20 protein-coding genes are annotated in these 23,580 nt (G+C 71.1%); 9 read left to right on the top strand and 11 right to left on the bottom strand.

Annotation, left to right across the window (positions count from 1 at the left end):
- A partial coding sequence (locus J5Y10_RS25970) for a zinc ribbon domain-containing protein (protein ID WP_209377049.1) occupies positions 1-245 on the bottom strand: 245 nt, incomplete at its 3' end.
- 108 nt (positions 246-353) lie between these two features.
- Here J5Y10_RS25970 and J5Y10_RS25965 point away from each other — a divergent pair.
- From J5Y10_RS25965 to J5Y10_RS25950, 4 genes are read left to right on the top strand one after another with little or no spacing between them, the layout of a single operon-like run.
- Positions 354-2,324, top strand: coding sequence for a S8 family serine peptidase (locus tag J5Y10_RS25965; RefSeq protein ID WP_209377048.1), 1,971 nt, complete (start codon positions 354-356; stop codon positions 2,322-2,324).
- Positions 2,321-3,388, top strand: coding sequence for a radical SAM protein (locus J5Y10_RS25960; RefSeq protein WP_209377047.1), 1,068 nt, complete (start codon positions 2,321-2,323; stop codon positions 3,386-3,388). The genes J5Y10_RS25965 and J5Y10_RS25960 overlap by 4 nt, the downstream gene beginning before the upstream one ends.
- Positions 3,378-3,680, top strand: a complete 303-nt coding sequence (locus J5Y10_RS25955; RefSeq protein WP_209377046.1) for a hypothetical protein — start codon at positions 3,378-3,380, stop codon at positions 3,678-3,680. Before J5Y10_RS25960 ends, J5Y10_RS25955 begins: the two co-directional genes overlap by 11 nt.
- Positions 3,677-4,192 (top strand): hypothetical protein, encoded by a 516-nt coding sequence (locus J5Y10_RS25950; protein WP_209377045.1) that lies wholly within the window; start codon positions 3,677-3,679, stop codon positions 4,190-4,192. Before J5Y10_RS25955 ends, J5Y10_RS25950 begins: the two co-directional genes overlap by 4 nt.
- On the opposite strand, the gene J5Y10_RS25945 is transcribed toward J5Y10_RS25950, so the two are convergent.
- The gene (locus J5Y10_RS25945; RefSeq protein ID WP_245215112.1) at positions 4,185-4,985 is read right to left on the bottom strand and encodes a Crp/Fnr family transcriptional regulator; all 801 of its coding nucleotides are present in this window, start codon (positions 4,983-4,985) and stop codon (positions 4,185-4,187) included. The genes J5Y10_RS25950 and J5Y10_RS25945 overlap by 8 nt on opposite strands.
- Before the next feature lie 142 nt (positions 4,986-5,127).
- On the opposite strand from J5Y10_RS25945, the gene J5Y10_RS25940 reads away from it, so the two are divergent.
- Positions 5,128-6,648 (top strand): MFS transporter, encoded by a 1,521-nt coding sequence (locus J5Y10_RS25940; protein ID WP_209377044.1) that lies wholly within the window; start codon positions 5,128-5,130, stop codon positions 6,646-6,648.
- A gap of 103 nt (positions 6,649-6,751) precedes the next feature.
- Here the strand turns inward: J5Y10_RS25940 and J5Y10_RS25935 are convergent, their stop codons facing one another.
- Complete coding sequence (locus J5Y10_RS25935; protein ID WP_209377043.1) at positions 6,752-7,000, bottom strand: hypothetical protein; 249 nt, start codon at positions 6,998-7,000, stop codon at positions 6,752-6,754.
- Positions 7,001-7,314: 314 nt separating this feature from the next.
- Here J5Y10_RS25935 and J5Y10_RS25930 point away from each other — a divergent pair, with 314 nt between their 5' ends.
- The 3 genes from J5Y10_RS25930 (at position 7,315) to J5Y10_RS25920 (ending at position 11,296) form a co-directional block, all read left to right on the top strand.
- The gene (locus J5Y10_RS25930; protein WP_209377042.1) at positions 7,315-7,644 is read left to right on the top strand and encodes a hypothetical protein; all 330 of its coding nucleotides are present in this window, start codon (positions 7,315-7,317) and stop codon (positions 7,642-7,644) included.
- Between the two features lie 188 nt (positions 7,645-7,832).
- Positions 7,833-9,563 (top strand): PilZ domain-containing protein, encoded by a 1,731-nt coding sequence (locus J5Y10_RS25925; protein ID WP_342453026.1) that lies wholly within the window; start codon positions 7,833-7,835, stop codon positions 9,561-9,563.
- Positions 9,563-11,296 carry a glycosyltransferase gene (locus J5Y10_RS25920; protein WP_209377040.1) on the top strand — a complete coding sequence of 578 codons (1,734 nt, stop codon included), beginning with the start codon at positions 9,563-9,565 and terminating at the stop codon, positions 11,294-11,296. The genes J5Y10_RS25925 and J5Y10_RS25920 overlap by 1 nt, the downstream gene beginning before the upstream one ends.
- On the opposite strand, the gene J5Y10_RS25915 is transcribed toward J5Y10_RS25920, so the two are convergent.
- The 8 genes from J5Y10_RS25915 to J5Y10_RS25880 form a co-directional block, all read right to left on the bottom strand.
- The gene (locus tag J5Y10_RS25915) at positions 11,242-12,060 is read right to left on the bottom strand and encodes a polysaccharide lyase (RefSeq protein WP_209377039.1); all 819 of its coding nucleotides are present in this window, start codon (positions 12,058-12,060) and stop codon (positions 11,242-11,244) included. The two genes, J5Y10_RS25920 and J5Y10_RS25915, sit on opposite strands and share 55 nt — an antisense overlap.
- A gap of 154 nt (positions 12,061-12,214) precedes the next feature.
- A complete protein-coding gene (locus tag J5Y10_RS25910; RefSeq protein ID WP_209377038.1) occupies positions 12,215-13,393 on the bottom strand; it encodes an acyltransferase family protein in 1,179 nt (392 codons plus the stop codon).
- A 102-nt stretch (positions 13,394-13,495) separates the two neighbouring features.
- Positions 13,496-14,932: an O-antigen ligase family protein gene (locus tag J5Y10_RS25905; protein ID WP_209377037.1), complete on the bottom strand. Its 1,437-nt coding sequence runs from the start codon at positions 14,930-14,932 to the stop codon at positions 13,496-13,498.
- On the bottom strand, positions 14,929-16,122 hold the full coding sequence (locus tag J5Y10_RS25900; RefSeq protein WP_209377036.1) for a glycosyltransferase family 4 protein: 1,194 nt from the start codon (positions 16,120-16,122) through the stop codon (positions 14,929-14,931). Before J5Y10_RS25900 ends, J5Y10_RS25905 begins: the two co-directional genes overlap by 4 nt.
- 9 nt (positions 16,123-16,131) lie before the next feature.
- On the bottom strand, positions 16,132-17,466 hold the full coding sequence (locus tag J5Y10_RS25895) for a lipopolysaccharide biosynthesis protein (RefSeq protein WP_209377035.1): 1,335 nt from the start codon (positions 17,464-17,466) through the stop codon (positions 16,132-16,134).
- Complete coding sequence (locus tag J5Y10_RS25890) at positions 17,466-18,374, bottom strand: glycosyltransferase family 2 protein (protein ID WP_209377034.1); 909 nt, start codon at positions 18,372-18,374, stop codon at positions 17,466-17,468. Before J5Y10_RS25890 ends, J5Y10_RS25895 begins: the two co-directional genes overlap by 1 nt.
- 5 nt (positions 18,375-18,379) lie before the next feature.
- Complete coding sequence (locus J5Y10_RS25885; RefSeq protein ID WP_209377033.1) at positions 18,380-20,338, bottom strand: GumC family protein; 1,959 nt, start codon at positions 20,336-20,338, stop codon at positions 18,380-18,382.
- A complete protein-coding gene (locus tag J5Y10_RS25880) occupies positions 20,335-21,534 on the bottom strand; it encodes a glycosyltransferase (protein ID WP_209377032.1) in 1,200 nt (399 codons plus the stop codon). Before J5Y10_RS25880 ends, J5Y10_RS25885 begins: the two co-directional genes overlap by 4 nt.
- 545 nt (positions 21,535-22,079) lie before the next feature.
- Here J5Y10_RS25880 and J5Y10_RS25875 point away from each other — a divergent pair.
- Positions 22,080-23,513, top strand: a complete 1,434-nt coding sequence (locus J5Y10_RS25875) for an exopolysaccharide biosynthesis polyprenyl glycosylphosphotransferase (RefSeq protein ID WP_209377031.1) — start codon at positions 22,080-22,082, stop codon at positions 23,511-23,513.
- Positions 23,514-23,580: the final 67 nt, after the last annotated feature.

The following is a 23,580-nucleotide window of genomic DNA, read 5'->3' as shown; positions in this document are numbered from 1 at the left end:
GCGCCAGCCGCCTCCCTGTAGGTGAGGAGGACGGATCGCAGGTCCTCGGGATCCAGCCGGGCCGTCAGGGCGCTGGACTCGACCAGATCGGCGAAGAGGACGGTGACGGGCCGGCGCTCCCCGCAGGCGCCGCAGAACCGCATGCCCTGGGGGTTGTCGAAGCCGCAGGCGGGGCAGGGAAGGACCGGGGTCAGGCGAATCTCTCCGGCGATGCGGCAACACGGCGTGATCGTGATCGAAATCACCGCAGCGCAACAGCCGGTGCTGCTAGCCTCGTTTCGGCAACGGGAGAATCGGCGCTGGTCGCGAACGAATCCATCAACGGGAATGACGGATTTTCCGCTCTCGATCCCGTGCTGCGCGCGGCGGCCTTCGCGCTCTCCCTCGCGCCGCCGCAGGCAGAGTTCGGGGTGCTGGCGCGGATTCCCGAGGGCGCCGCCATTCGCGCGCGGCCGGATGTCCGCTTCGGCCATGCCGTGCGGGAGGCGGACGGGGTCATCCTGCCGCCGGATGGCCAGCCCCCGCGGGCGGAGGGCGCGATCTTCGCGGCGTTGCGGATCGACCTGGCTGCCCTGCCCCAGCTGGGGTTCGGAGGCGTGCTTCCCCGGCTGCTCGGGCGGCTGGAGGATCTGGCCCAGGAGGGCTGGGACATGCAGGTGGAAAGCCTGCCGGGGAGCCCCTTCTCCACGACGGCGGAGGCGATCCACGCCCGACCCGACGACCTGCCGCCGCTCGCGGGCAGGGCACCGGATGGGGCGCCGGACGGCACGGGCGTGCTGGTCGGCGCCGTGGATTTCGGCTGCGCCTTCGCTCATCCCGCCTTCCGGTTGGGTGCGGATGGGCTGGGCGGGACGCGGCTGCGCCTGCTCTGGGACCAGAACGGCCAGACTCCGCCAGGGGCGGCGCTGCCCGGCCGCTTCTACGGGCGGGAGGAACTGGACGCGCTGCTGGGGGGCCCCAACCCCTATCCCGCGGGCGGCTACATCCCCTGGGAGAACGGCTACGGGGCCGAGCCGGCGGGCCGGCCCCCGAGCGAGCTGGAGCGCCGCCTCTCCGTCCACGGCACCCATGTCCTCTCGGTCGCGGCGGGGCGGCGGCCGACGGAGGGGGCCTGGGCTAGGGGCACCCCGCCGGGCATCGCGCCCGGCGCGGCGCTGGCCTTCGTGCACCTGCGCCCCCGCGCCCTCGTCTCGGAGGGCGATGCGGTGGATGTCTTCGACGGCGTCTGCGCCCTGTTCGACCTGGCCTCGCGGGAGGGGATGCCGGCCGTGGTCAACCTTAGCATCGGCGCCAATACGGGCGCGCATGACGGGCAGGGATTGATGGACCGCGCGCTGGACGCCCTGCTGAAGGCGCCGGGCCGCGCCATCACGGTGGCGGCCGGAAACATGGGGACTGCCCGGCTGAACCGCTCCGGCAGCGTGACGGCGGAGCGGCCGGCGACGCTGCGCTGGCGCTTCGAGGCCGGCGACCCCACCCCCAACATGCTGCGGATCTACGCCCCCATGCAGGAGGGGATGCCCGCGCTGGACCTGGCGCTGGGCCGGCCTGGGGGCGCCCCGGATTCCGCCCTGGCACCGGACGCCCTGCGCGGGCAGGCCTCGCTGGTGCTGAAGGACGCGGAGGGGGTGCGGAGCATCGGCACCGCCGCCTGCACCACCCGCCCGCCCACGACCGATCAGCCGCTTCAGCATTTCGAGCTTCGCCTGCGGCCATCCGGCGAGGAGGAGGTCTGGCAGGTGACGCTGAGCCTGGGGCCCGAGGCGGTTTCCGACCTCGGCTTCTTCGATGCCTGGATCGAGCGCGACGACCTGCAGCGGCATAGCGGCTCCCGCTTCGATCCGCCGGACCGAGGGGAGGTGACGCTGAACGCGAATGGCGGGCCGGGCTGCTCCCTCGGGTCCCTGGCCTGCGCGAAGGGGCCGATCTGCGTCGCGGCCCTCGAACTGCCGGCTGGCGGCCCGGCGCCGTTCAGCTCCATGGGTGGCACCCGCATCGGGGGGGAGAAGCCGGACGTGGCGGCGCCCGGCATCGCGGTGGCCGGCGCTTCCGGGCTTGGCGGGCTGCGCGATACGGCGGGGCAGACCTTTGCGGCCAGCATCCGCATGGACGGCACGAGCGCGGCCGCGCCCCAGGTGGCGGGCGTCGTCGCGCTCATGCTCCAGGCGCGGCCGCGCCTGACGGCGGAGCGCATCAACGCCATCCTGCGCGCGACCACGCGGGAACAGCAGGCCTCTCCGGGGGCGGAGTGGCGGCGGGACATCGGTGCCGGTTGGGTGGACGCCGCCGCCGCCATGGCCATGGTGCTGAAGGAGCCGGCATGAGCGGGATCGGCATGAGCGAGGTCGGCGTGAGCCCCGCCGCGCGGCTGATCGGCGGCTCCCCGCCGCTGCACCGGCCGATGAAGGTGACGATCGGCTACACGCAGTCCTGCAACCTGGACTGCCGCGTCTGCTATGCCGACTGCACGCGCGCCCCTTCCCCGCGGGAGCTGCCGGCCGCGACCTGGATCCGCCTGCTGGACGAGTTCTTCGAGGCCGGCGTGATCTCCGTGATGATCGAGGGCGGGGAGCCGCTGCACCGGCCGGACGTGCTGGAGGTGATCGCCCATGCCGCGCCGCGCGCGATGACCCGGCTGCGCACGAACGCGACGCTGGTGGACGACGCGATGGCGGCCCGGCTGAAGGCGATCGGCCTCGGCGACGCGATGGTGGACCTGCTGGGCGCGACGCCCGCGACGCATGACGCACTGACCGGCGTGCCCGGCAGCCATGCCCGCAGCATCGCCGGCATCCGCGCGCTGCGCCGGGCCGGGCTGCCGGTGACGGTGCTGGTGATCATGAACCGCGGGAACCACCGGGAATTGCAGCCGCTGCTGGAACTGGCGAAGGCGGAGGGCGCGGAGGCGGTGGGCGTGCTGCGCCCCTATCCGCTGGGCCGCATGCGCCGGGACTGGGCGGCGCTCTCGCTCTCGCTGGAGGAGATGACCGCGGCGATCGCGGCTCTGCGACCGCCGGAGGGGCTGCGGCTCATGCAGTCCTGGCACCCGAACGACGCGAATTGCTGCTGGCAGATGGCGGCAGTGAACGCTTACGGCCACTCCATCGGCTGCATGTACCTGCGCGAGTACGTTGACTACGGCGACGTCACGAAGATCCCCTTCCTGGAGACCTGGGAGGACCCGCTCTACCGCCACCTGCGCGCGGGGAATGTGGAGTCGAGCTGCCGGGGCTGCGCCTCCACCCAGCACACGCATGGTGGCTGCCGCTCCACCGCCTATGCCTTCCACGGGCGCTGGGACGCGCCGGACCCCTTCGATTCCGGGCTGAACGGCGGGGTGGACCTGCGGGTTCTGCCGGGGATGGAGGCAATCCGCGATGCGCCATGAGCGCGCGCCGGGCCTCCGGCTCCGCCCCCTGCCCGAACTGGGCGCCTGCCTTGCCTACACCCCCGCCGCGCCGCGGCTGCACCAGCTGAACGCGACGGCCTGGCTGATCCTCGAGCTTGCCGACGGGCGCGACGACCTGGCGCTGGCCGACGCCTTCGCGGCGCGCACCGCGCCGGCCCTCTCCGCTGCTGCGGCAGGGCGCACGCTGGAGGATGGGCTGGCGGGACTGCGCGCCTGCGGGCTGCTGCGCCGCCCTGCGGACCCGAACACGGACGAGAGGAATACGCCATGACCGAACCCGTCGATCCGGCCGATGCCGCCGCGGCGCTGCTGCGCGCGCAGGGCCGCGTGGCGCCCGCCAGCGCCGTGCCGCTCGTCTCCGTCGTGCGGAGCGGCGAGCAGTTCCTGATCCTGCCGGTGGACGAGGACGCGGAAGACCTGGGCCCGCTGCACCGCCTCGTCCTGGAATGGGGATACGAGGTCCCGCGCGCGCAGTATGCGGCGTTCCAGACCTTCCTGCGCGATAACAACGGGCTGCTCAGCTCGCCCTCCGAAACCGTGCCGGGCCTGCGCTACCTCGGCACCTACACGGTCTTCCAGCAGAGCGAGCGCAGCCTCGGCAGCTTCCGCACGCTCTGGGACTTCCAGCGCCTGTCGCAGATGGAGGAGATGAGCGCGCGGGTGGCGAACGCGGATGATGCGTGGGGCCAGGCGGTGAAGACGCTGATGGGGTTCCGGGATCCCGACTACGGGGCCGGCCGCAGCCAGGTGATCCTCCAGCTGGCCGCGGCGACCATCATCTGAGGGCCGCCGAAGGCCGGATCCGCGGCGCCTCCCCGCCCGCCGGGGCGCCGTAGCCGGCCTCCACCTCCGCCTCGAGCAGGGCGGGCCGCGGCAGCACCAGCCCGCCCCTGGTCATCTCCGTCATGCCCTCGCGCCCCATGGCGCCCAGCGTGCGGGAGATCACCTCGCGCCGCGTGCCGATGCGCGCGGCCAGCTCATGGTGCGGCGGCGGCGGGGAGACGATCCGCCCGCCTCTCTCCCGCGGGCGGGAGAGGCGCAGGAGAAGCGCCGCCAGCCGGGCCCGCACCGGCAGCACCGCGAGCTCCAGCAGCCGCTGGTCCTTCTGCCGCACCAGCGCGGCAAGGCTCCGCATGAGGTGGTGCGAGGCCTCCGGCGTCGAGAGGGCGAAGGCCATGAAGGGCGCCGCCGCGATCGTGCAGAGGCGGGTCCGCGTGAGCGCGACGATGCTGACGGAGCGGTAACCGCCGTCGATCGCCGCGATCTCCCCGAAGATGTCGCCGGCGCGCAGCTCGTTCAGGATCATCTCGTGGCCGCCGCTGCTGCGCGAGATTACGCGCAGCTCGCCCTCCGCGACGAAGCTGACCTCCTGCGTCGGGTCGCCCGCCTCGAGCACCGTCTGCCCGGCGGAAAAGCCCCGCCATCGCGCCACGGCGGCCAGGGGATCCAGCGCGGCGCGGCCGAAGGGCCGGAAGAAGGCGAGGTGACCTAGCTCATCCATCGTGCAGGGCTCATCGAGCCACAGTGCCGCGGCTGCGGGGCGCCGTAAACGCATGTCGGTCGAGCGCATGTCCATGCCCCGGCCCTCCCTTCCTGGCGCGGGGGACCCGCGACCCGGGCCCAATCTCCGCCGCCCGGGCATGGCGCGCTGTGACTTCCGGCACCGCGCGACGCCGGGCGGGAAGGCCAGCTTCGCGGCCTTCCGCAAGAGGTGCCTGATGACACCGCACGCTCGCCCAGGCCCGCCCGACCGGGCGGAGTCGATCCTCTCCCGGCATGCACGGCCGGCTCCGCCCGTGCCCTGCCCGCCGCTGCGTTTCCGCGGCTGGGCGGTGGTCGCGGGCTCCTTCGTGGTGCAGGCGCTCTGCTTCGGCGCGGTCTATTCCTTCCCCGCCTTTGCCGCGTCCCTGCAGGCCAGCTTCGGCGCCTCCGACGCTTCGGTCAGCCTCGTCTACGCGATCAGCGGGGCCATGGCCTTCGCCATGGGCGCTGTCAGCGGGCCGCTCGCGGATCGGTTCGGCGCGCGAGGGCCGATCACGCTGGGGATGGCCGTCATGGCGTGCGGCTTCCTTCTCGCGGCGGTGGCGCGGGACTTCTCCCAGGTGCTGCTCTGCTACGGGCTGCTCGTCGGGGCCGGCGCGGGGATGGCCTATGTGCCGGCGGTCGCGGCGGTGCAGCGGTGGTTCATGGTCTGGCGCGGCCTGGCCTCGGGCCTCGCGACCTCGGGCGTGGGGGCGGGCACCGCGATGGTTCCCATCTCCGCCTCGCTGCTGGCCCCCTGGGGGGATTGGCGGGTGGCGTTCCTGATCTCGGGGGTCTTCATCGCGGTCGTCGGGCTCCTGGCGGCGCAGCTCCTGGGCCGCTGGCCCGAGGCCTGCGGGATGGCGCCGGACGGTGCGGCGCAGCCCGTCCGGCCGGATCCGGCATCCTTGCTGGAAGGGGTCCGCATCGGGGAGGCGCTGCGCGGGCGGCGCTATCCCCTGCTGCTGGCGGGCAGCCTGCTCCTCTCCGTTCCCGTGGCGCTGCCCTATGCCGAGATCGTGGCGACGGCGCGCGGCGCAGGGTTGGCGGCATCGGACGCGCTCTGGCTTCTGAGCCTGGTCGGGGCCGGGTCGATCCTTGGCCGGCTCGCCCTCGGCAGTCTGGCGGACCGGATGGGACGCGACCGCACCCTGCTGGCCTGCTGCCTCGGCGTTGCGGCGATGATGGCGTCGTGGGCGGAGGCGCGGAGCGCTGCCGGCTTCATCGTCTTCGCGCTCGGCTTCGGCCTGTTCCAGGGCGGGTTCGTCGCGCTGTTACCGAGCGTGGTGGTGGATCTCTACGGGCGCCGCTCGGCGGGCGCGCTGATCGGCGTGCTGTTCACCGGGCGCGCGCTCTCCGTACTGATCGGCGCGCCCGGCATGGTCGCCCTTGCCGCGACGGCCGGCCATGCCGTCCCGCTCTGGGCCGCTTGCGGCCTAGCCCTGCTCGGCACCTTCCTGCTGTCGTGCGCGCTGCGGCGGCGCAGGCCGCGCAAGGCCCGGCGGTCCTACCCCCTCCCGGCGGTGTCCTGGCCGCCCGCTCAGCCGTGCAGCCCGGGCCATGGCCTCCGGGACGGGCACTCCAACGGCGGACGGGCCCACAAGGGCCAGGCAGCCTCCGCCGTCTTCGGGCGCGCTCCGGCGAAGCACTCCCAGGGGAGCATGCGGGGGCGCCCGCTGCGGGCGGCGGGGCGCCTCGTTCCGAGGCCTGACCCGTAGTCGCAACGGAGCCTTGTCGCACCCTGCCCAGGGCCGCCCGCCCTAAGATCGACCGGGGCGGCACCTGGCGGGAACACCCCCGGATGCCTCCGGCATGCCCGGTCTAGCCGCGGCCCCAGCCCCGGTGAAAGTCGCCGTCGTAGCCGCGGCCGCCATATCCGTAGGCGGCGCCGCCACCATACCCTCGCCCGCCCCAGCCTGGGGCGTGGCTGTAGGGACGGGCCCCGTAGCCGCCGCGGTAGCCGTAGCCCGGCCCGCCGCCATACCCACCGGGATAACCGACGCAGCCGGCCAGTGCGGTGCCGGCAACCACCAGCGCGAAGGCGCGGGTCAGCCAAGAACGGGGGGACATGGCATCCTCTGCTGAGGTGATGGCGGCGGCGGTATGCCGGCTGTGCCTCACCCCCGATGCATAGAACTTCCCGGGTCTGTCGAGACTGCGGCGGGATCGCGTCGTTGCTGTGGCAGATCATCTGACGGCGCATTGCCTGTACCAACAGGCAGTTCGAGCCGGTCTAGGGGCCGGCGATGGTGGCGGCCTTTGGTCTGTCATGGAGGATCGGGGTGCCGGCCGTGTGCGGGCCGATCCGCGGGTTGGGTGCTATGATCCCGTCCTATCGCACGCCCGGGTACGCGGGACGGGCGCAGACAAGGAAGGTCCGCCGGATGGACAAGGATGAGCTGACGGCCTGGGCCGTGGGGAACGGCTGGCAGGTGATGGCGGGCGCACCGAGCCTGACAAAGCCTTCGGCGCCCAAGGAGGCCATCGTCCGCATGGTCTTCAAGGCGACCGTGGTGAACCTCGAGGTCAAGAAGCCGGCGGGGAAGTGGGAGAAGATCTCGGGCGAGGCCTATGCGAAGGTCCAGCCCGACCCGGATACCGGCGTGCCGCAGGGCTTAGGCTTCGAGAAGATCCCGAGCTTCTCCATGCTGATGCAGGAGAACAAGGACAGGCAGGTCTTCGCCAACCTGGGCGGAGGGCCGAAGCGCCGTTGACGGCCGCACCCATGGGCGGGTGTCCCGGCAACGTTTCCGCCGCTCGGCAGGCCGCCTTGGAGCGTCCCGGCGGCAAGGGTCAGCACGCATAGCCCGGCCGCGTCAGGGACGGCCCGGGCACCTGTCCCGGGGCGTGGGCGGGGGCTGCCGGCGGATGCCTGATTGCTCCCGCTGCGGCGTAGGGGGCGGTGAAGTCGGGCGCGGGTACAGGTCATGCTGTTTACCAGAGCGTGATTCTGTCACTCTCCGTGCGCGACCACCCGGCGCATCGACTCCTTCAGCAAAAGGCGACGCCGTTGACCGCCATCGGCCCCGAAACCCGCTTTGCCGGTCGCTCCCCCGTCCCACAGGCTTTCACCGCACTCCAGAGCCCGAGCGGCAACAGGAGGCACCCTCGCGTTCGCCTGTCGGCCCGGCTGGAAATGGCCGGCGATGTCTATGCCGTCCGTGACTGGAGTCTCGGCGGCGCCGCGCTGGACGAGAACGGCCCGCCCGCCCGCCCCGGGGACCTGCTGAACGCGCGCCTGCTGATCGGCGACCCGAACGTCCTGGCCGCGGTGCAGCTGAGGGCCCGCATCCTCAGGGTTCGTGACGGCCGGGCGGTCGCCTGCGAGTTCTGCGACATGGCCGCCGAGGACAGCAGGCTCCTGGACCAGCTGACGCAGATCTGGCTGGGCGGCCGGGATGTCGTGACGGTTCCGGCCGCGCTGCCTGCGCCCCCGGGCGCCGTGCCGGGCCGGCGCCTGCCTGGGCTGCGGATGCCCAGGCTGGGGCTGCCGGCCCTCCTGGCCCTTGGCTTCGGGCTTCTTCTGCTCGGTGGCGGCTGGGTCGCCTCGCAGCGCATGGCGGTCTACTCGGATTTCGCGGCGGTGGCACAACCCATGCGGGTCCTGCGCGCCCCTCAGGCCGGCAACCTGCCGCCGCTGGAGCTGCGCCCCGGCACGGCCCTGCGCCAGGGGCAGGCGCTGGTCGCCCTGGCGCCGGTCGTGCCGCCGCAGGTGCAGGCCGACCTCGCCCCCCGGCTCCAGGCCGCGGAGGCGCGGCTGCGCGAACTGGAGGAGGAGCGCGCCCAGGCCCGCGCCGGCTTCGAGACCTTCCGCCTGCGATCGGAGGCCACGCTGCGGGCCGCGGTTGCCGCGAGACAGCTCTCCGAGCGCCAGGTCGCGACCCAGGAACGCATCCTGCAGCGCTTCGAGGCCCTGGCGCGCCATGGCATCCTCTCCCAGGTCCGCGCCGACCAGGAGGAGGTGCTGCTCCTCACTCTCCGCCGCGGCCTGGCCGAGGCGCAGTCCGCGGAGGCGGCCGCCCGCCACGGCCTGAACGACGCCCTGGGAGGGCGCTTCACGAGCGATGGCCGCCCCACCCAGCGCTCGCCCGAGGACATCGAGCGGGAGGCGCGGGGCGTCGTGGCCACGCGGGACGAATTGCGCAGCACCCTGGCCGGCCTGACGGCGCCCGTCCCCCTGCGCTCCCCCTGCGACTGCACCGTCGTCCAGGTCACCTCCGCCGGCGGTGCCTTCGTCTCGGAAGGGGAGGTGCTGCTCGGGCTCGCCGAGCGCGGCGCGAGCGGACCGGTCGAGATCGATGCGCTTGTTCCCAGCGGTCGTATGGCCTTCCTCCGCCAGGGGCAGGCCGTGCGCGTGCAGATGGCCGGCAGCCCGGACCCCGTTACGGGGCGCATCGCCGCGATGAACCTCAATGCCGAGAATGCCGGCCGCATCGGCCTGCCGGACAACCTGCGCAGCCTGAAGCCCTACGGTCTCGTCACGGTCGCGCTCGATGCGCCGGCCGCGGGGCGCACGGGCACGCCGGCCCTGCTCGTCGCCCCCATCAGCATCCGCCTGCTGCTCCAGCAGTTGCCCGGCCTGTCCTGGTTCGTCACCGAAGGGCGTGGCGCGGCGGCGCCCCACCTCGCCTGATGGGCGCGCCTTGCACGCCGCCCGATCCGGGCGGCTCGGCCCTGCTCCCGGAATACCGGGCGCGCTCGGGCCCAGCATCCCATGCCGCGGGAGTGCTGGCCTATCTCGGCCTCTGGGTCCTGCTCCTGGCCCTGCTGCCGGATGCGCCGGTCGAGATCGAGGCGCTGCAGGGCGTCGCGATTATAGGGGTCATTGGCCTGTGGCGCTGGTCCTGGGCGGGGGTCCATCTCGCGCGGATGCTGCTCTACCGGCGTGTCGTCTTCCCGGCGATGCGGGCGCGGGCGGAGCAGGCGCCGCCCCCGGGCGCCCTCCACATCATCGTCACCAGCTACCGGATCGCGGCGGAGATGAATGCCGCCGTCTACAGCCGCTTGCTGGACGAGCTGGAGGCGATGGGTGTTCCGGCCGTCATCGTCGCCTGCGCCAGCGACCCGGCCGACGCCACCTTGCTGGGGGGACTCCTCCGGCGCCGGACCGGCCTCGCCGAGGGTACCGTGCTGCACGTCCTGATGCAGGATGGCACGGGCAAGCGGTCGGCCATGGCCGCGGGCCTGCGCCTCATCCTCGCTGGCGATCCGCGGCCGGGATCGCAGGTGATTCTGATGGATGGCGATACCCTCCTCGCGCCCGGTTCCCTTTCCGCCACCTGCGGCATCCTCGCCGCCCATAGGGAGCTCGGCGCCGTCACCACGGGCAACCTTCCGCTGGTCAGCGGCCATGCCTGGACCCGGGAGTGGTACCGGCTGCGCATGCTCCAGCGCGATGCGCTCATGTGCTCCATGAGCCTCTCGCGGCGTCTGCTCGTCCTCACCGGGCGTTTCTCCGTCTTCCGGGCCGAGGTGGTGCGCGATCCCGATTTCCTGCGCCGGGTGGAGAGCGACACGGTCACGCACTGGCGCCTGGGATCGCTCCGCCTCGTTACGGGCGACGACAAGAGCACCTGGTTCTCCACGCTCAGCCAGGGCTGGCGCATGGCCTATGTGCCGGATGTGAAGGTCTTCTGCCTGGAGGAGCTCCCGGCCGGAGGCTTTCTGCGGGCCACGACGGCGCTGATGACGCGGTGGTTCGGCAACATGAGCCGCAACAGCGGCCGCGGCATCGCGCTCGGGCCCCGGCGCCTGGGCTTCTTCGCCTGGGCCAGCCTCCTCGACCAGCGCGTCTCGCCCTGGACGACCCTTTCAGGGCCGCTGGCCGTGCTCTACGCGGCATTCGTGCACGATCCGGGCTTCGTGGTGCTCTACCTGATGTGGATCCTGGCCACGCGCGGCGCTTGGGGCGTGCTGGTCTGGCTGACGAGCGGCAGCTTCCATCCATTCTTCCCGCTGCTGCTCTACTACGGCCAGATCTCCGGCGCGCTCGTGAAGGTCTTCATCTTCCACCACCCGGATCGGCAGAGATGGACGCGCCAGAAGGTCGCGCCCGGCGGGGCGGCGCCCGCGCGCGGCCTCTCCGGTGGCTTCCTCGCCCTCTCGGCCTGTGCCTTCGTGCTGCTGGTCGTGGTGCTGAGCGGCGCGCCCTGGACCGAGCCGCACCAGGGGGCACCCACGGGCATCGCCGCGCTGTTCGATCCCAGTTCCCCCGCGGGCTCTCCGGCCCCGACCTGTGCGACGCGCGGGGCCGTGCCCTGCATCGGCCCGGCACCCGGGTCCGGCATGGCCGGCGAGCCGTTCCCCACGGGTCAGCGCGCGGCGGGTGGGTCCCAGATCCCGAAATCCGTGAACTCGGCACGCTGATCCAGCGGCGAGGCCCAGCTCGGGTCGTTGCCGCCGAAGAAGGTGGAGAAGAGGAGCCCTGCGATGCGCGTTTCCGCGCGCTCCCTCAGCAGCAAGCCGCCGTGGCTCAGCACCGGGTGCCCATCGATCCAGATCCGCACCGTGCCATCCGCCTGGCCGGGCGCGTTCAGCACCACCTCCTGCGCGACGGAGACCCAGCGCCCCCGCGGGAAGCTCCAGCTCCCCCGCCCGATGCTGTCCCCGCAGCGGGCCGCCCGGTCCGGGGCGTAGAGGTACAGTTCCCCCGCACCGTTGCCGCGCCACATCAGCCGCGCGGAGAACCCGGCCGAGAGCTCCGGCTTCGAGCAGCCGCGCGGTGCATCCCCCGCGTAGAGGCCCGGGAGCTTGCCGCCGCGGACGAAGTCGAAGCCCTCCGGGAAGCGCAGCCGGTAGTGCAGGCAGCGCGCCTCCGCCCCGGGGCCGACCGGAAGCTGGAATCCCGCGCCGCCCAGCGGCGCGCGCGCATTCCCGGGATCGATGGAACCGGCAGGGTAGCGGACGCGCAGCACGGGCCCGCCGGCATCCTCGGCCGGCAGCAATTGCAGGTTGGCCTGCCCCCAGGCGTGGAGGGGCCGCGCGCTTCCCCCGGCAATGGCGCCGGACAGGTCGATCGGGGTTCTGCGCGGATAGGCCGGCCCGCACGGCCCATCCGCCCGCGCGGGAGGGGCGAGCAGCAGCGCTGCCAGGACGGCCGCTGCCCCGGCCCATGTTCCGTGGTCCCGCATATCCTGCCCCTGGCCTCTGGGTGCGATTCTGGCGTGTGCGACGCGGCTTGTCTCCACCGGGCCTCGCCGAACCTGTCCAGACCATCGGAAGTGTCCGTCAGCAGGCCGCGTGATCCGAGGCGGACCACCGGCCGGTGCCCGCTAGGTGACGGTGCTACTGGTCGAGGACTTTCGGGGTGAGGCGCGTGACGGGAAGCGGGTTCAGCACAGTGCCGGGATACCTGTCCTCGCGCGCGAGCCACTGGGTGACCCGGCGGCTGAAAGCGATGCTTGGCGCCTCGACGAGACGGTAGGCCACCTCTCCGGCCAGCGCCGTGGCTGCGAGGATGCAGAGGATGTAGGTGTGCGCGCCGAGCGCCGGGATCTGCAGGGGATGGAAGCCGATGCGCTCCGCCGCAGCGAAGACCACGGGGTGCAGCAGGTAGACCGAGTAGCTGATCACCCCGAGCCGAACGAGGGGCCTGGACGTCATCCGCACCCGGGTGGTGCCGATGGTGAACAGGGCGAGGCCCAGGCCGTAGCTGAGCAGATAGCGGTACCAGGTTTCCCCGTACCCATGATCGGCCGAGTAGGCCAGCACGCAGATGGGGAGTAGTGCGACGGCGAGGATTGTCAGCGCGAGCCGTGCCAAGCGCCGCCCGCCGATGTCGCCTGGCGACAGCTGGCTATTCCAGAGACAGCCGAGGAACATCACGGCCAGGGCGAGGGGCAGTGCCACGGGAAACTTGCGGTCGAGAAGGAAGCGGGCCCCGGCCAGCACGAGAGCCAGGAACACCGACGCGAGAAACGCGTGGAAGCGCCTGTTGGGCTGGCCGAGAAGGCCCCCCAGGGCCATCAGGAGGCAGCAGGCGTAGAAGACGAGCTCGATCTGCAGCGTCCAGTAGGCCCCGATCACGTTCTCGAAGCCGAGGAAGCCCTGCACCATCGTCAGGTTCGCACCGACTGTCGCGAGACTGAAGACGCGATCCGCCTCTGGCCATGGCAGCATCAGCCCCAGGGGAATGGACACCCAGTACAGGGGGTAGAGGCGGAAGAAGCGCGTGACGACGAAGCGCTGGGCCAGCCGAAACCCGCTCATGCCGTTCAGCAGGCTGCGCGGAATGATGAGGCCGCTGATGGCGAAGAAGAGCACCACGCCGACCTTGCCCAGGTCCACGACTTCAAGGTTGAAGTAACGGAGCGCCGATCCCAGCCCCGCGAAGGACCCGGGTGTCCGCTCCCACAGGTCGGACGCAAGATGCGCGTAGGCCACGAGCAGGGCGGCGAGCCCGCGCAGGCTGTCGAGGTAGTCGATGCGGGATCCGGGGCGGGTGCCGCCGCTATGGCTGGACATGGGTGCTCCTCCATAGGCGGGGATTGTTGGGCAGGGCCCGGCGGAAGGATCGGCCTGCCCAGGGACGGGAAGGCTGCGGCACCTGGTGCACCCAGCGACGGCTCATGACAGGTTCGCATTCCCGCCGGTGGTGCCGAGTGATCGTGCGGCGGCGCATGCGAGGCCGATGAAGACCCACATCGTGAAGCCGGATTCGCCGACATAGACGGTCCCGAACGGGATTTGCACCGCGGTTGCGAGGACGACGGAACGGTACAGGTAGGCGTGCGGGACCAGGGCCGCCGGCAGGGTGATCGTCCTCCAGCAGATGCAGGCCAGGCAGGCGAGGAGGATGGTGCCGACGAACAGGCCCAGTGCCGCGTAGGTCTCAAGGATCCCGCTGTCGATCACGGTGGCCTTCTGCTTGTCGAGCTGCCGCATGAAGCCGTTCGAGGCGATCCCCTGTCCGACGAGCAGGTTGCGGTCCTCATCGAGGAAGCGCGTGTACTGGGAGAGCCGGTCCTCGCCGCTCGCGTCGGACTGGAGCTCCGTGATGGAGCGGACCCGCTGGCTGAGCGTTTCCTGGACCTCGGGGATGGTCACGAGCGAGCCGAAGGTGGTCACCAGGAGCAGGGCGCCGAGCACGAGGCGGAACTTCTCCCGCGCGGGGCCGGCGAGGGCCAGTACGAGCAGGCCGACCATCGATCCCGCCCAGATCGTGCGATACTGGGCCAGGGCGAGGCCGAGCACGGCAAGGACGATGCCGGGGAGGGCGATGGGAAGCGGCGCGCCGATCAGCGTGAGCAGGCCCACCATGAGGTAGGAGCCAAGCGACCCCGGCGAATGCATCGTCGCGTAGACCCGCAGCTCGAAGGGCTCAGGCCTTCCCATGGCCTCGACGCCCATCTGCAGCATTTCGCGCGACCACTCGAGGTCCCAGGGAAGCGGGGAGATGAACTGGAGGATGCCGTAGCACGCCATGGCCGGGGCGGCGGCGATGAAGCTCGTGACCACCACCCGGTGGTGATCGGCCTGCTTCGCCGCCACCGTGATCAGGTAGAGCGCCATGAAGGGACCGGCGGTCCACTTCAGGAGGTCCACGGCGCCGGAGACCAGCCGGCCATCGAGGACGGCGATTACGAAGCCGTAGAGCACGCAAAGGACGAAGATCGCGAAAGGGGTGGCGAGGCGCTCGCCCCCACGGATGCAGAGACCGAGTCCGGACAGCACTGCCCAGCCCATGGCGAGGTAGGGCGCGAGGAGGATCGGGCTCGCCACGTCGAACCCCGCGCCATAATCGTGCAGGCGCCGGATCAGCGGCGAGGCGCAGAAGAGCCAGACGCACAGGCCGACATACCAGGGCGATTTCCTGGACCAGAGATACCAGCCTGCCGCGAGCGCGCTGAGGGGATAGGCGATCCTCGTCAGCCCTCCGAGGCCGACCGAGTACATCGCCAGGGGCAGGAGAAGGGCGACCGCGACGGCAAATCCCGCATCACGTGACAGCACGGGATGAGGGGCCGCGTCGTACCAGCGGCCCGCCTCGGCCGAAGCGCTCATGCGGGCACGCGCGGTGCGATCACGCCGGAGAAGCCGCGATGGCCGTCGAACACGCCTGCCAGCCGGTACTCCTCGTTGAAGCGCGCCCAGAACTCGCCCAGGGAGTGGCTATTGCGCGCCTTCTCGAGAGCCGCCGCGCTCGCCCGCCCGTATGTTTCCGGACGGAGGAGGTCACGGAGCGCGGCCGCGAACTCGCTGGTGCTTCCGACCAGGCGCCCCGCCTCGCCAGTGCCGATGATCGCGGGAATGCCCCCGACCGGCGTTCCGATCACGGGGATGGCCGCCGCCATCGCCTCGATCAGCACCAGCGGACAGGGATCCGGCGTCGCGGAGGGCACCACGAGAATGTCGATCCCCTCATAGGCATCGGCATCGGCGTCGCGCCAGCCCTCGATCTGGCATCGGTCCCCGAGCGAGGCGATCCGGGGCTGGAGCGAGGCCCAGTAGGCCGCGCTCTCGTCCGAGGGGCGCCCGCGGAGGAGCAACCGGAGGTCCGGGTTCTCCCGCGCCATATCGTGGAACCAGTCCAGCAGGAGATGCACGCCCTTGAACGCGTGGAAGCGCCCGACGAAGCCGATCGTCGGGGGCGTCGGCGGGCGCTCCCGGGCAGTGGGTGCGGGCGGCTTGTCGCAGGCGTTCATCACGATCGCGACCCTCGCGGGATGTGGCCCGGGCATGCAGGGCGGGGACACGATGATGGTGCGCGTGGATGTTGCGGCGAGGCCGCGCCAGATGGCGCGCTCAAGCCGCGTGTAGGGGATGTCGTGCACATGCGGGATCAGGCGAATCCTGCCGAGCGTCAGCACCCGTGCGAGGGCCCCCGCGACATGGACCTTCAGGCCGTTGGTCTGCACGGCCGCCACATTCTCCGCGCGCGCCACGGCCGCGATCTGCACCGCGCACTGCAGCGCCGCGCGCGCCGCGCGGAGCAGATCGAGCGGGGTGGGCTTGCGCCGTACCTTCTCCACCGCGCCCAGGCGGACGAAGTGGACCGGGATCCCTTTCTCCCGCGCGCTGGCCGCCAGTTCGCCCGGTCCCGGCACGGCCAGCACGGGGCGAATGGCCGGATTGGCCATGGCCTGCATCAGAACGCGCTCCGCACCACCCTTCATGTTCACGACGGGCGAGACGAAGAGGATTCCAGGCCGGTCGTCGGCGGGGCCGGCCCCACCGTTCCGATCATTGCTCATGGAAGCTCCTCATGCCGGCCGGGCGGGGAAAACGAGGGTGGACAGGTCGCGGAAGGCGGCTGCGAGGCGCAGCGGCAAGCGGAGGTGGAGCGGCACGGCCGCGAGGAGCAGGACGAAGCGGAGGGCCGTGCCCGCGGTGACCGCGAGCGCCGCCCCGATCGCGCCGTAGGCTGGCGCAAGGATGAGCAGGCCGACCGCCATGACAGAGAAGGCGATGCCCTGGACGACCGAGACGTAGCTCGGCCGGCCAAGCGCAAGGAAGAGCTGCGCCGTCACCTGGCAGAGGCAGGAGAACGACGCCTCGATCACGAGAATGGCCATCAGCAGGCCGGCGCCCGCGAACTCCTCGCCGTAGAGGAACACGAGGAGCGGCTTGCCCAGGACGAAGCAGCCGCCGATCGCGACGGTGATGGCGAGAAGCATGGCCACGAGCGTCCGGTCATGGAGCGCCTTGGCGGCCGCTTCCCCGGTTCCGATCATCGCCGGCAGTACGACCGCGCCGACCCCGGTCTGGAGGACCATCAGCAGGCGGGAGAGGCTGAAGGCGACCACGTACAGGCCGAAATCGTGCGGCGAGATCAGTGCGACGAGAACGAGCCGGTCGAGATAGGAGGCCAGGTTGGCCAGGACCCCGGCGCCGGAGGCCCGGGCGGTGTAGGAGAGGATCTTCGGCATCCAGAGCCGGAAACCGGCGAGCGATGGCCTGCAGTAGCGGAACAGTCGCAGCAGGCTCCAGGCCAGGACCAGGACGGTCTGGATGCCCATGCAGAAGGCCGCGCGTTCCGGCGTCAGGGTCGCCGTGGCCGCCACCGCGAGGAGAAGGACGAGGTAGAGGCCCGGATCGGCCCAGCTGAGGAGGTTGAAGGTCCGGATCCGGCCGAGTGCGCTGAAGCTCTGCTTCGCGAGCATCGACAGCATGTTCGCCAGTGTCAGCGCCGAGAAGACCTGACAGAAGAGGATGACCTCAGTCGAGTAGCGCCCCCGCATCGTCGCCGGCATGACGAGGACGCCGATCAGGATCGCCAGGATCCCGAGCAGGAGCGCGAGGAGGAAGGAGGCACCCAGGACTCCTCCGGCCTGATCGCGGTCCTGGCGCAGGTGGTAGGTCAGTGCGAAAGGCAGCCCTGCCAGGGCGACCGAGGCCAGGAACTGCGGCCACATCGTCACGGCGGCGAAGATGCCCCGGCCCTCCGGCCCCAGCAGGCGTGCGGTGAGAACGCCCGTCGCCACGTTGAACAGCACCACGACAAGCTGCGCGACGATCGTCTGCGCGAAGCCGTAGCCCGTGCCCTCTCCGCGGAGCAGACCTCGGAGCAGGGGCCTTATGGCCGGAAGCGCCGTCATCAGCGGATGGAGCCGGAGAGGTGGGGGAGGGATGCGGCTGCCGCACGATCGCGCTGGATCGGCTCCGGCGCCGGACCCTTGTCCAACTCGCGACCGTCGCCTCCGCCGAGGAGTTCGGCCGGTGGAAGCACCTGCCGCCGCACCTCCCGCTTCTCCCATAGCGTGGCCCAGCGCATGAACTCCGCATGGGCGCCCATGACGGCGACGACGAAGCCGGCGGTCCCGAGCCGCCAGCCGCCCTTCACGGCCCAGATCCAGACGAAGCGTGCGGGGGGCATGAGGAGGAGCCTGAGTCCGGGACGGCTCTTGCCGGCACGGTCCAGCTGCTCCGCTTCCAGCTCGGCGTTGGTGACGTGCCGCTCGGTTTGCCCTGCAAGGGTGAAGTTGCGCCAGTGGACCAGCACGCCGGGCAGCAGGTGCTTGCGCCCGTGCACGAGCACCTCCTCGTGGATCAGCTGCTCCGGATTCCATCGGGAGTGGCGGCGGTGAAACAGCCGCACCAGGCCAAGCTTCCGGCGCTGATTTTTCAGGGAGGGAAAGAGGCGCCCGAAGAACTCGTCCCGGCGGTCGAGGGCGTACCCGTCCCTCGGATCGGGACTGCTCTGCAGGACGCGCTGCACCGCCGTGCGCAGCTCGGCATCGAGGAACTCGTCGGCATCGAGGCACAGCACCCAGTCGTGGGCGGCCAGGTCGACCGCCCGCTGGCGCTGGCCCACGAAGCCGAGCCAGGGCTGCTCGAACACGCGGGCGCCCGCTGCCGTGGCAGCCTCCCGCGTCCCGTCCTGACTGCCGGAATCCAGGACGATCACCTCGTCCGCGACGGCGAGCGCACTCCGGACGCAATGCCCGATCCGCTCCGCCTCGTTCTTCGTCATGATGACGACGCTCAGCGGCTCACGAGTGGGCATTCGCGTCATGCCTCCGAATAGGCGTTGGTGTAGCCGCGCCCGCGATGGCCAAGGTAGCCGGTCCGCGTGCCGTCACGCCGCGGATCGGCCGCGTTGAGCACGATGCCGAGGAGTGACAGCTCAGCGTCGCGGCACGCCTTGACTGTGGCCGCGGCCACCTCGGCGGGGGTGACCTCCGCCCGCACGACGAGAAGCGTCCCATCGACGACGCGCCCGATCAGGAGTGCGTCCGACACCGCCTCCACCGGGGGAGTGTCGACGATGACGTAGTCGTAGACCTCCTTCGCCGTTGCGAGCACCCGCTTGAGGTTGCCGGCCTCGAGCAGGTCCGTCGGGTTCGCGGCCTCGCCCTCCACGGCGAGGATGTCGAGGGACTGCACGACATCCGGGCAGACGGCCTCGGCCAGCGAAGCCTGCCCTCTCAGAACCGCCAGGATGCCCCTGGTGCAGCGCGACTGGCACGCGTCCCTCATCAGGCGGCCCCGCCTCAGATCCGCCTCGACCAGGAGGACGTGCAGCCCGGAACCGGTGAGACTGCGCGAGAGCGCGAGGGCCACGGAGGTCTTGCCTTCGCCCGGCAGGGCGGAGGTGACCGCGAGGAGCCGGGGCAAGGGGCCGGAGCGCGATGCGAGCGCGCTCCGGAGCGTTCGGATCGCCTCGGCCGGGGCAGACCGGGAGCGTTCCATGACGACGGCTTCTAGTGTCGAGCGGCGCGGCACCCGCGGCAGCGCCGCGAGGGCGCGCAGGCCGAGGCCGGCCTCCGCGGACGCAAGGGAGTCGAAGCCTTGCCGCCGGCGCTCGAGAAGGAGTGCGACGCCCAGGGCCGCGCCCGCGGACAGCATCGCCGCGACGCCAAGGAACAGCGGCTTGTTGGGGAAGGCGGGCCGGGCGGGAGGCACGGCGGGGGACACGATCCGGGCATCGGGCTGCTGGACGCCGACCTGCGCCGCGACCTGCTTCTGGCGGCTCAAAAGGCTCTCGTAGAGGGAGCGGATCGAGGCGGCCTCGCGCTCCAAGGCACGCGAGGCAGCCTCGGCCTGCTCCGCCGAGGCGAGCTGCTGCTCGAGATCGCCGACCATCCGCACGAGCTCCGTTTCCTTCAGCCGCGCGAGCATCAGCTCCGCTTCGAAGTTCCGGGCCGGGCCGGCCTGCTGGAGCCGCGCCTCGCGCGCGACGAGATCGGCGCGGACGCGGGCCAGCTCCCCGCCGAACTCGGCGAGCTGCTGCTGCACGACGGTCGTGCCGCGGACGGTGAAGAGGCGGTGCTCGGCGCGGTAGGACTGGACGGCCCCCTCGGCATCGCGCAGCCGGCGAGACAGGAGGCTGACCTCCCGTTCCAGCCAGTCGGACGCGGCCGTCAGGGCATTGTCCTTCACCGCCTGCTGCCTTTGAAGGTAGAGCGCGGCATGGTGATTGACGATCTGCGCCGCGAGCTGCCGGTCGGCCGCCTGGAAGCCAAGCGTGATCACGTAAGATCGTCCGTCATTGAAGACGGAGAGGCGCTTGGCATAAGCGGCCAGCACTGCCTCTACCCGATCCGCCTCCGATACGGCGGCGGAGTCCTGCGAGCCGGGCCAGGCAAAGGGCAGGATCTGCATGAGGCGCGAGGTGAGGGAGGGCTTCGGCGCGAATTCTGGATTCTCTGCCAATCCCATTTCCTCGATCACCTGTCGCGCGAGGCCGTCGCTGCCCAGGATCTCCGCCTCGCTGCGGGCGATGTTCGCTTCCATGGTCCGGCCGGCGCTCGCGACCACGGCGCTGACGTCGGAGAAACGGGTCTCGCGGGTCTCAAGGGCGATGAGTGCGCTCGCCCGGTAGCGGGGCTCAAGGCTGAAGATGAGGACTGCCGAAACCGCCATGATGGCGATGGCGGTGGCCGCTGCCACACCCCGGTGGCGCCGCAAGGCGCGCAGCACGAGCGCGAGCGGAGAGCCGGTGCCGGCCTGCATCGTGGAGCCGCTCATTCCGCGGCCGCCAGCTCGGGCGGCCAGGCCGCCGGCTGCTCCCGGCCTATCGGTACCTCCGGCTGCCCCTTGGAGGCGAGCGCCCGCTCGACGACCCCGGCGAAGCTCTCCCGGAAGCGCTCCTCGGAGAAGCGGGCCGCGTTGGCGATGCAGTCGGACGCCCTGGGGCGCCGTGCCTCCTCGAAAGCCCGGACCGCGGCGATGATCCCGTCCTCCGTCTGGCTCTCGATGAAGCCGCCGGTCGTGCCCGGGGAACCCGACCCGACGATGATCTCGGCCATCCCGCCAGCGCGGTAGGCGACCACCGGGGTGCCCGTCGCCTGCGCCTCGACGGCCGCGATCCCGAAATCCTCGATGCCCGCGTAGACGAGTGCATCGGCACCGGCCATCAGGCGGTGGACCTCCTCGGTGGGAACCCGGCCCAGGAGCTCGACATTCGGCGCGGCAAGGGCCGCGATGCGCTTCGCATCCGGGCCGTCGCCGACGATCTTCAGGCGCAGGTCCGGCATTTGCGCGAAGGCGCGGGCGAGCAACTCCGTCCGCTTGTAAGGCACCAGGCGGCCGACCGAGAGGTAGTAACCCCCGGGCGGGCCTTGATCCGTCCTCGCCCATGAGGCGAGCGCCCGGGTCGCCACGGGCGGGTGGATCACGGTCGCCTCGCGCCGGTGCGCCGTCCGGATCCGCCCGGCAACGAACTGGGAGTTCGCGACGAGGATGTCCGGGCGCTGGGCCGCGGCGAAGTCCCAGAGCCTTGCCTTGTGGAGGGCCCAGCGGGCGAGCCAGGACTTTGCGCCGCGCTCTAGCCCGGCCTCGCGCAGATAGGCGTGCTGCTGATCCCAGGCGTAGCGCATGGGGGAATGGACGTAGGAGACGTGAACCTGCCCCGGCCGCGTCAGCACGCCGTAGGCAACGCCGTGGTGGCTGCTGAGGACGAGGTCGTAGGCGGTGAGGTCGAACTGCTCGACCGCCAGGGGCCAGAGCGGGAACAGGGATTGGTAGCGCCGTGCGCCGCCGGGAATCCGTTGGATGAAGGACGTGGTGACCGGCCGATCGCCGAGAAAGCCCCGTTGTGCCGGCGGCACGATGTCCACGATCGCGAAGACATCCGCCTGCGGGAAGAGCGATAGCATCTGCTCGATCACACGCTCGGCGCCGCCATGGACGGTGAGCGGATCGCTGACGAGGGCTACGCGCATGACGAGGCACTCCTTCGAAAAGGGTGGCGAGCTCCTCCTGCATGGATTTTTTATCGTTGTTCGGCTGGGCGAGCGGCCCGCCCGGTCTCACCGAATGGGCAGCAAGCCGGATATTTCTACGGGCAACCCCGGCAATAATGCAAATGAGATATGAGGAATTTAAGATAAAACCCGAGTTGATCTAAACTTGAAAACGACAAGAAAGAGAAAAATATAAGGAGTAAATTCGCGTTTTCGGAAGTATTTGCGGGATCCATAGTTCGAGCGAAACAACCGCTACTCATCATGCGGCGATAAAACCCTTCCAAAATCAAGAAGGCGAAGCGATTATGCTGCTTGATGTCCCGAGTACTTTGATCTCGGGCTTCCGTCGTGCGTGTTGGATTGGCGTTTGCCAGGCCGGGCGCACGAGAAGGAAGGGCACGCCAGAAAGGCGTGCCGGAGTGGGGAAACGGCACACGATCGGAATCGACGGACGCCTGGGCACCCGGAGCGCATCCGGATCCCGGCTGGCAGTCAACGCGAATTGAGGGGCGCCCCACGCCATGCACACCGTGCAGCCAATCCACCTCAATCCGAGGATCGAGCGCGCCCTGGCGCGGCCGGAGGAGGCATCGACACCGGCGAAAGGACGATGGCCCTCCTCGGGTGAGGCGAGGATCTGGCTTCCTCTCATCGACGCACTGCAGATTGCCTTGATCGGTCCGATCCTCGCCTCCTTTCGATCCCCCACAGGGTTCGAAATGGCGAAGATGCTGGTGCTCGGGCTCGTCGTGGCCGGCCTCGCCCTCACGATCCGATCCGTGCTGCGCTTCGCCTTCACTCCGACCCAGGTCATCAGGGCGGATATCCAGCCTATGGCGCGCCCGGTTCTGACGGCGACGGCCGGCACTGCGATCACCTTCGGCCTGCTCGGCCTGGCGATGTGGCTCCTGGGGGTTGCGCAGACGCTGCTGCCGCTGAACCTCTATTACTGGGCGGGCACGGCCATCTGCCTCACGGCGCTCATCCACCTGGCGATCCCCTTCGTCCAGGCGGACCGCTCCAGCGGTGTCGTCGTGCTCGGCCCTCCCGGACAGATCGACGTACCGGAGCGGGACCTGGCCGCGCAGGGATGCGCCCTGATCGCCGCCCTCGCTGATGACGGCACGGAGGCTCTCGACCGGATCGAGGAGATGGCCGCCGCCGGAACCGTCCGGGTCGTCATCCTGACCCACCCTGCCGCCGAGCGGCCGCGGATCGCGCAGGTGTGCCAGCGCCTGTCCGACATCGATGTCCGGGTCTGCCGGTATCTCTCCGCCGACAGCCTGGGGATCGAGGCCGTCACCGCCCAGTCCCACTTCCTCGTGGATCTCCTGCCACCGCCCCTGACGGAGGCGCAGCAATTCGCCAAGCGCGCCTTCGACGTCGTCCTGCTGGTCGGGGCCATCGCCTTTCTCGCGCCGGTCCTGCTTGTCGCGGCCTGCGCCATCAAGATCGACTCCCCTGGCCCGGTACTGTTCCGTCAGTGGCGCTTCGGCCTCGGCGGACGGCCGACGCTCGTCTACAAGTTCCGCACCATGCGGACCGACCTCGGCGACAGCACCGGCGCGGTTCGCACGGCGACACGCGATCCGCGCGTGACGCGCGTCGGTCGGATTCTCCGGCGCACGAGCATCGACGAGCTGCCGCAGATCCTCAACGTCCTTCGCGGCGAGATGTCGATCGTCGGGCCCCGGCCGCACCCGACCCACATGAAGGTGGAGGGGAGCTTCTACTTCGAGGCGGTCTCGCGGTATCGCACCCGGCATCGCGTGAAGCCCGGCATCACCGGCTGGGCTCAGATCAACGGCTCCCGCGGCGAGGTGGACACTCTTGCCAAGGCGCGGCGCCGGGTCGAGCTCGACCTCTGGTACCTCTCGAACTGGTCACCGGCGCTCGACCTCTGGATCGTGCTCCGCACGGCATTCGGCGGCTTCGCGAACTTCCACGCGGACTGAAGGCGTCGCGCGCCGTGATGGCGCAGCGTCAGCTCGCGCACCGCCGCCCTTGCACCCGAGTTATCAG

Origin of the sequence: Roseomonas indoligenes (genome assembly GCF_017813365.1) — a bacterium.
Lineage (GTDB): Bacteria > Pseudomonadota > Alphaproteobacteria > Acetobacterales > Acetobacteraceae > Roseomonas > Roseomonas indoligenes.
The sequence above is the reverse complement of the archived record's forward strand: the minus strand, read 5'-3'. Positions and strand labels throughout refer to the sequence as shown.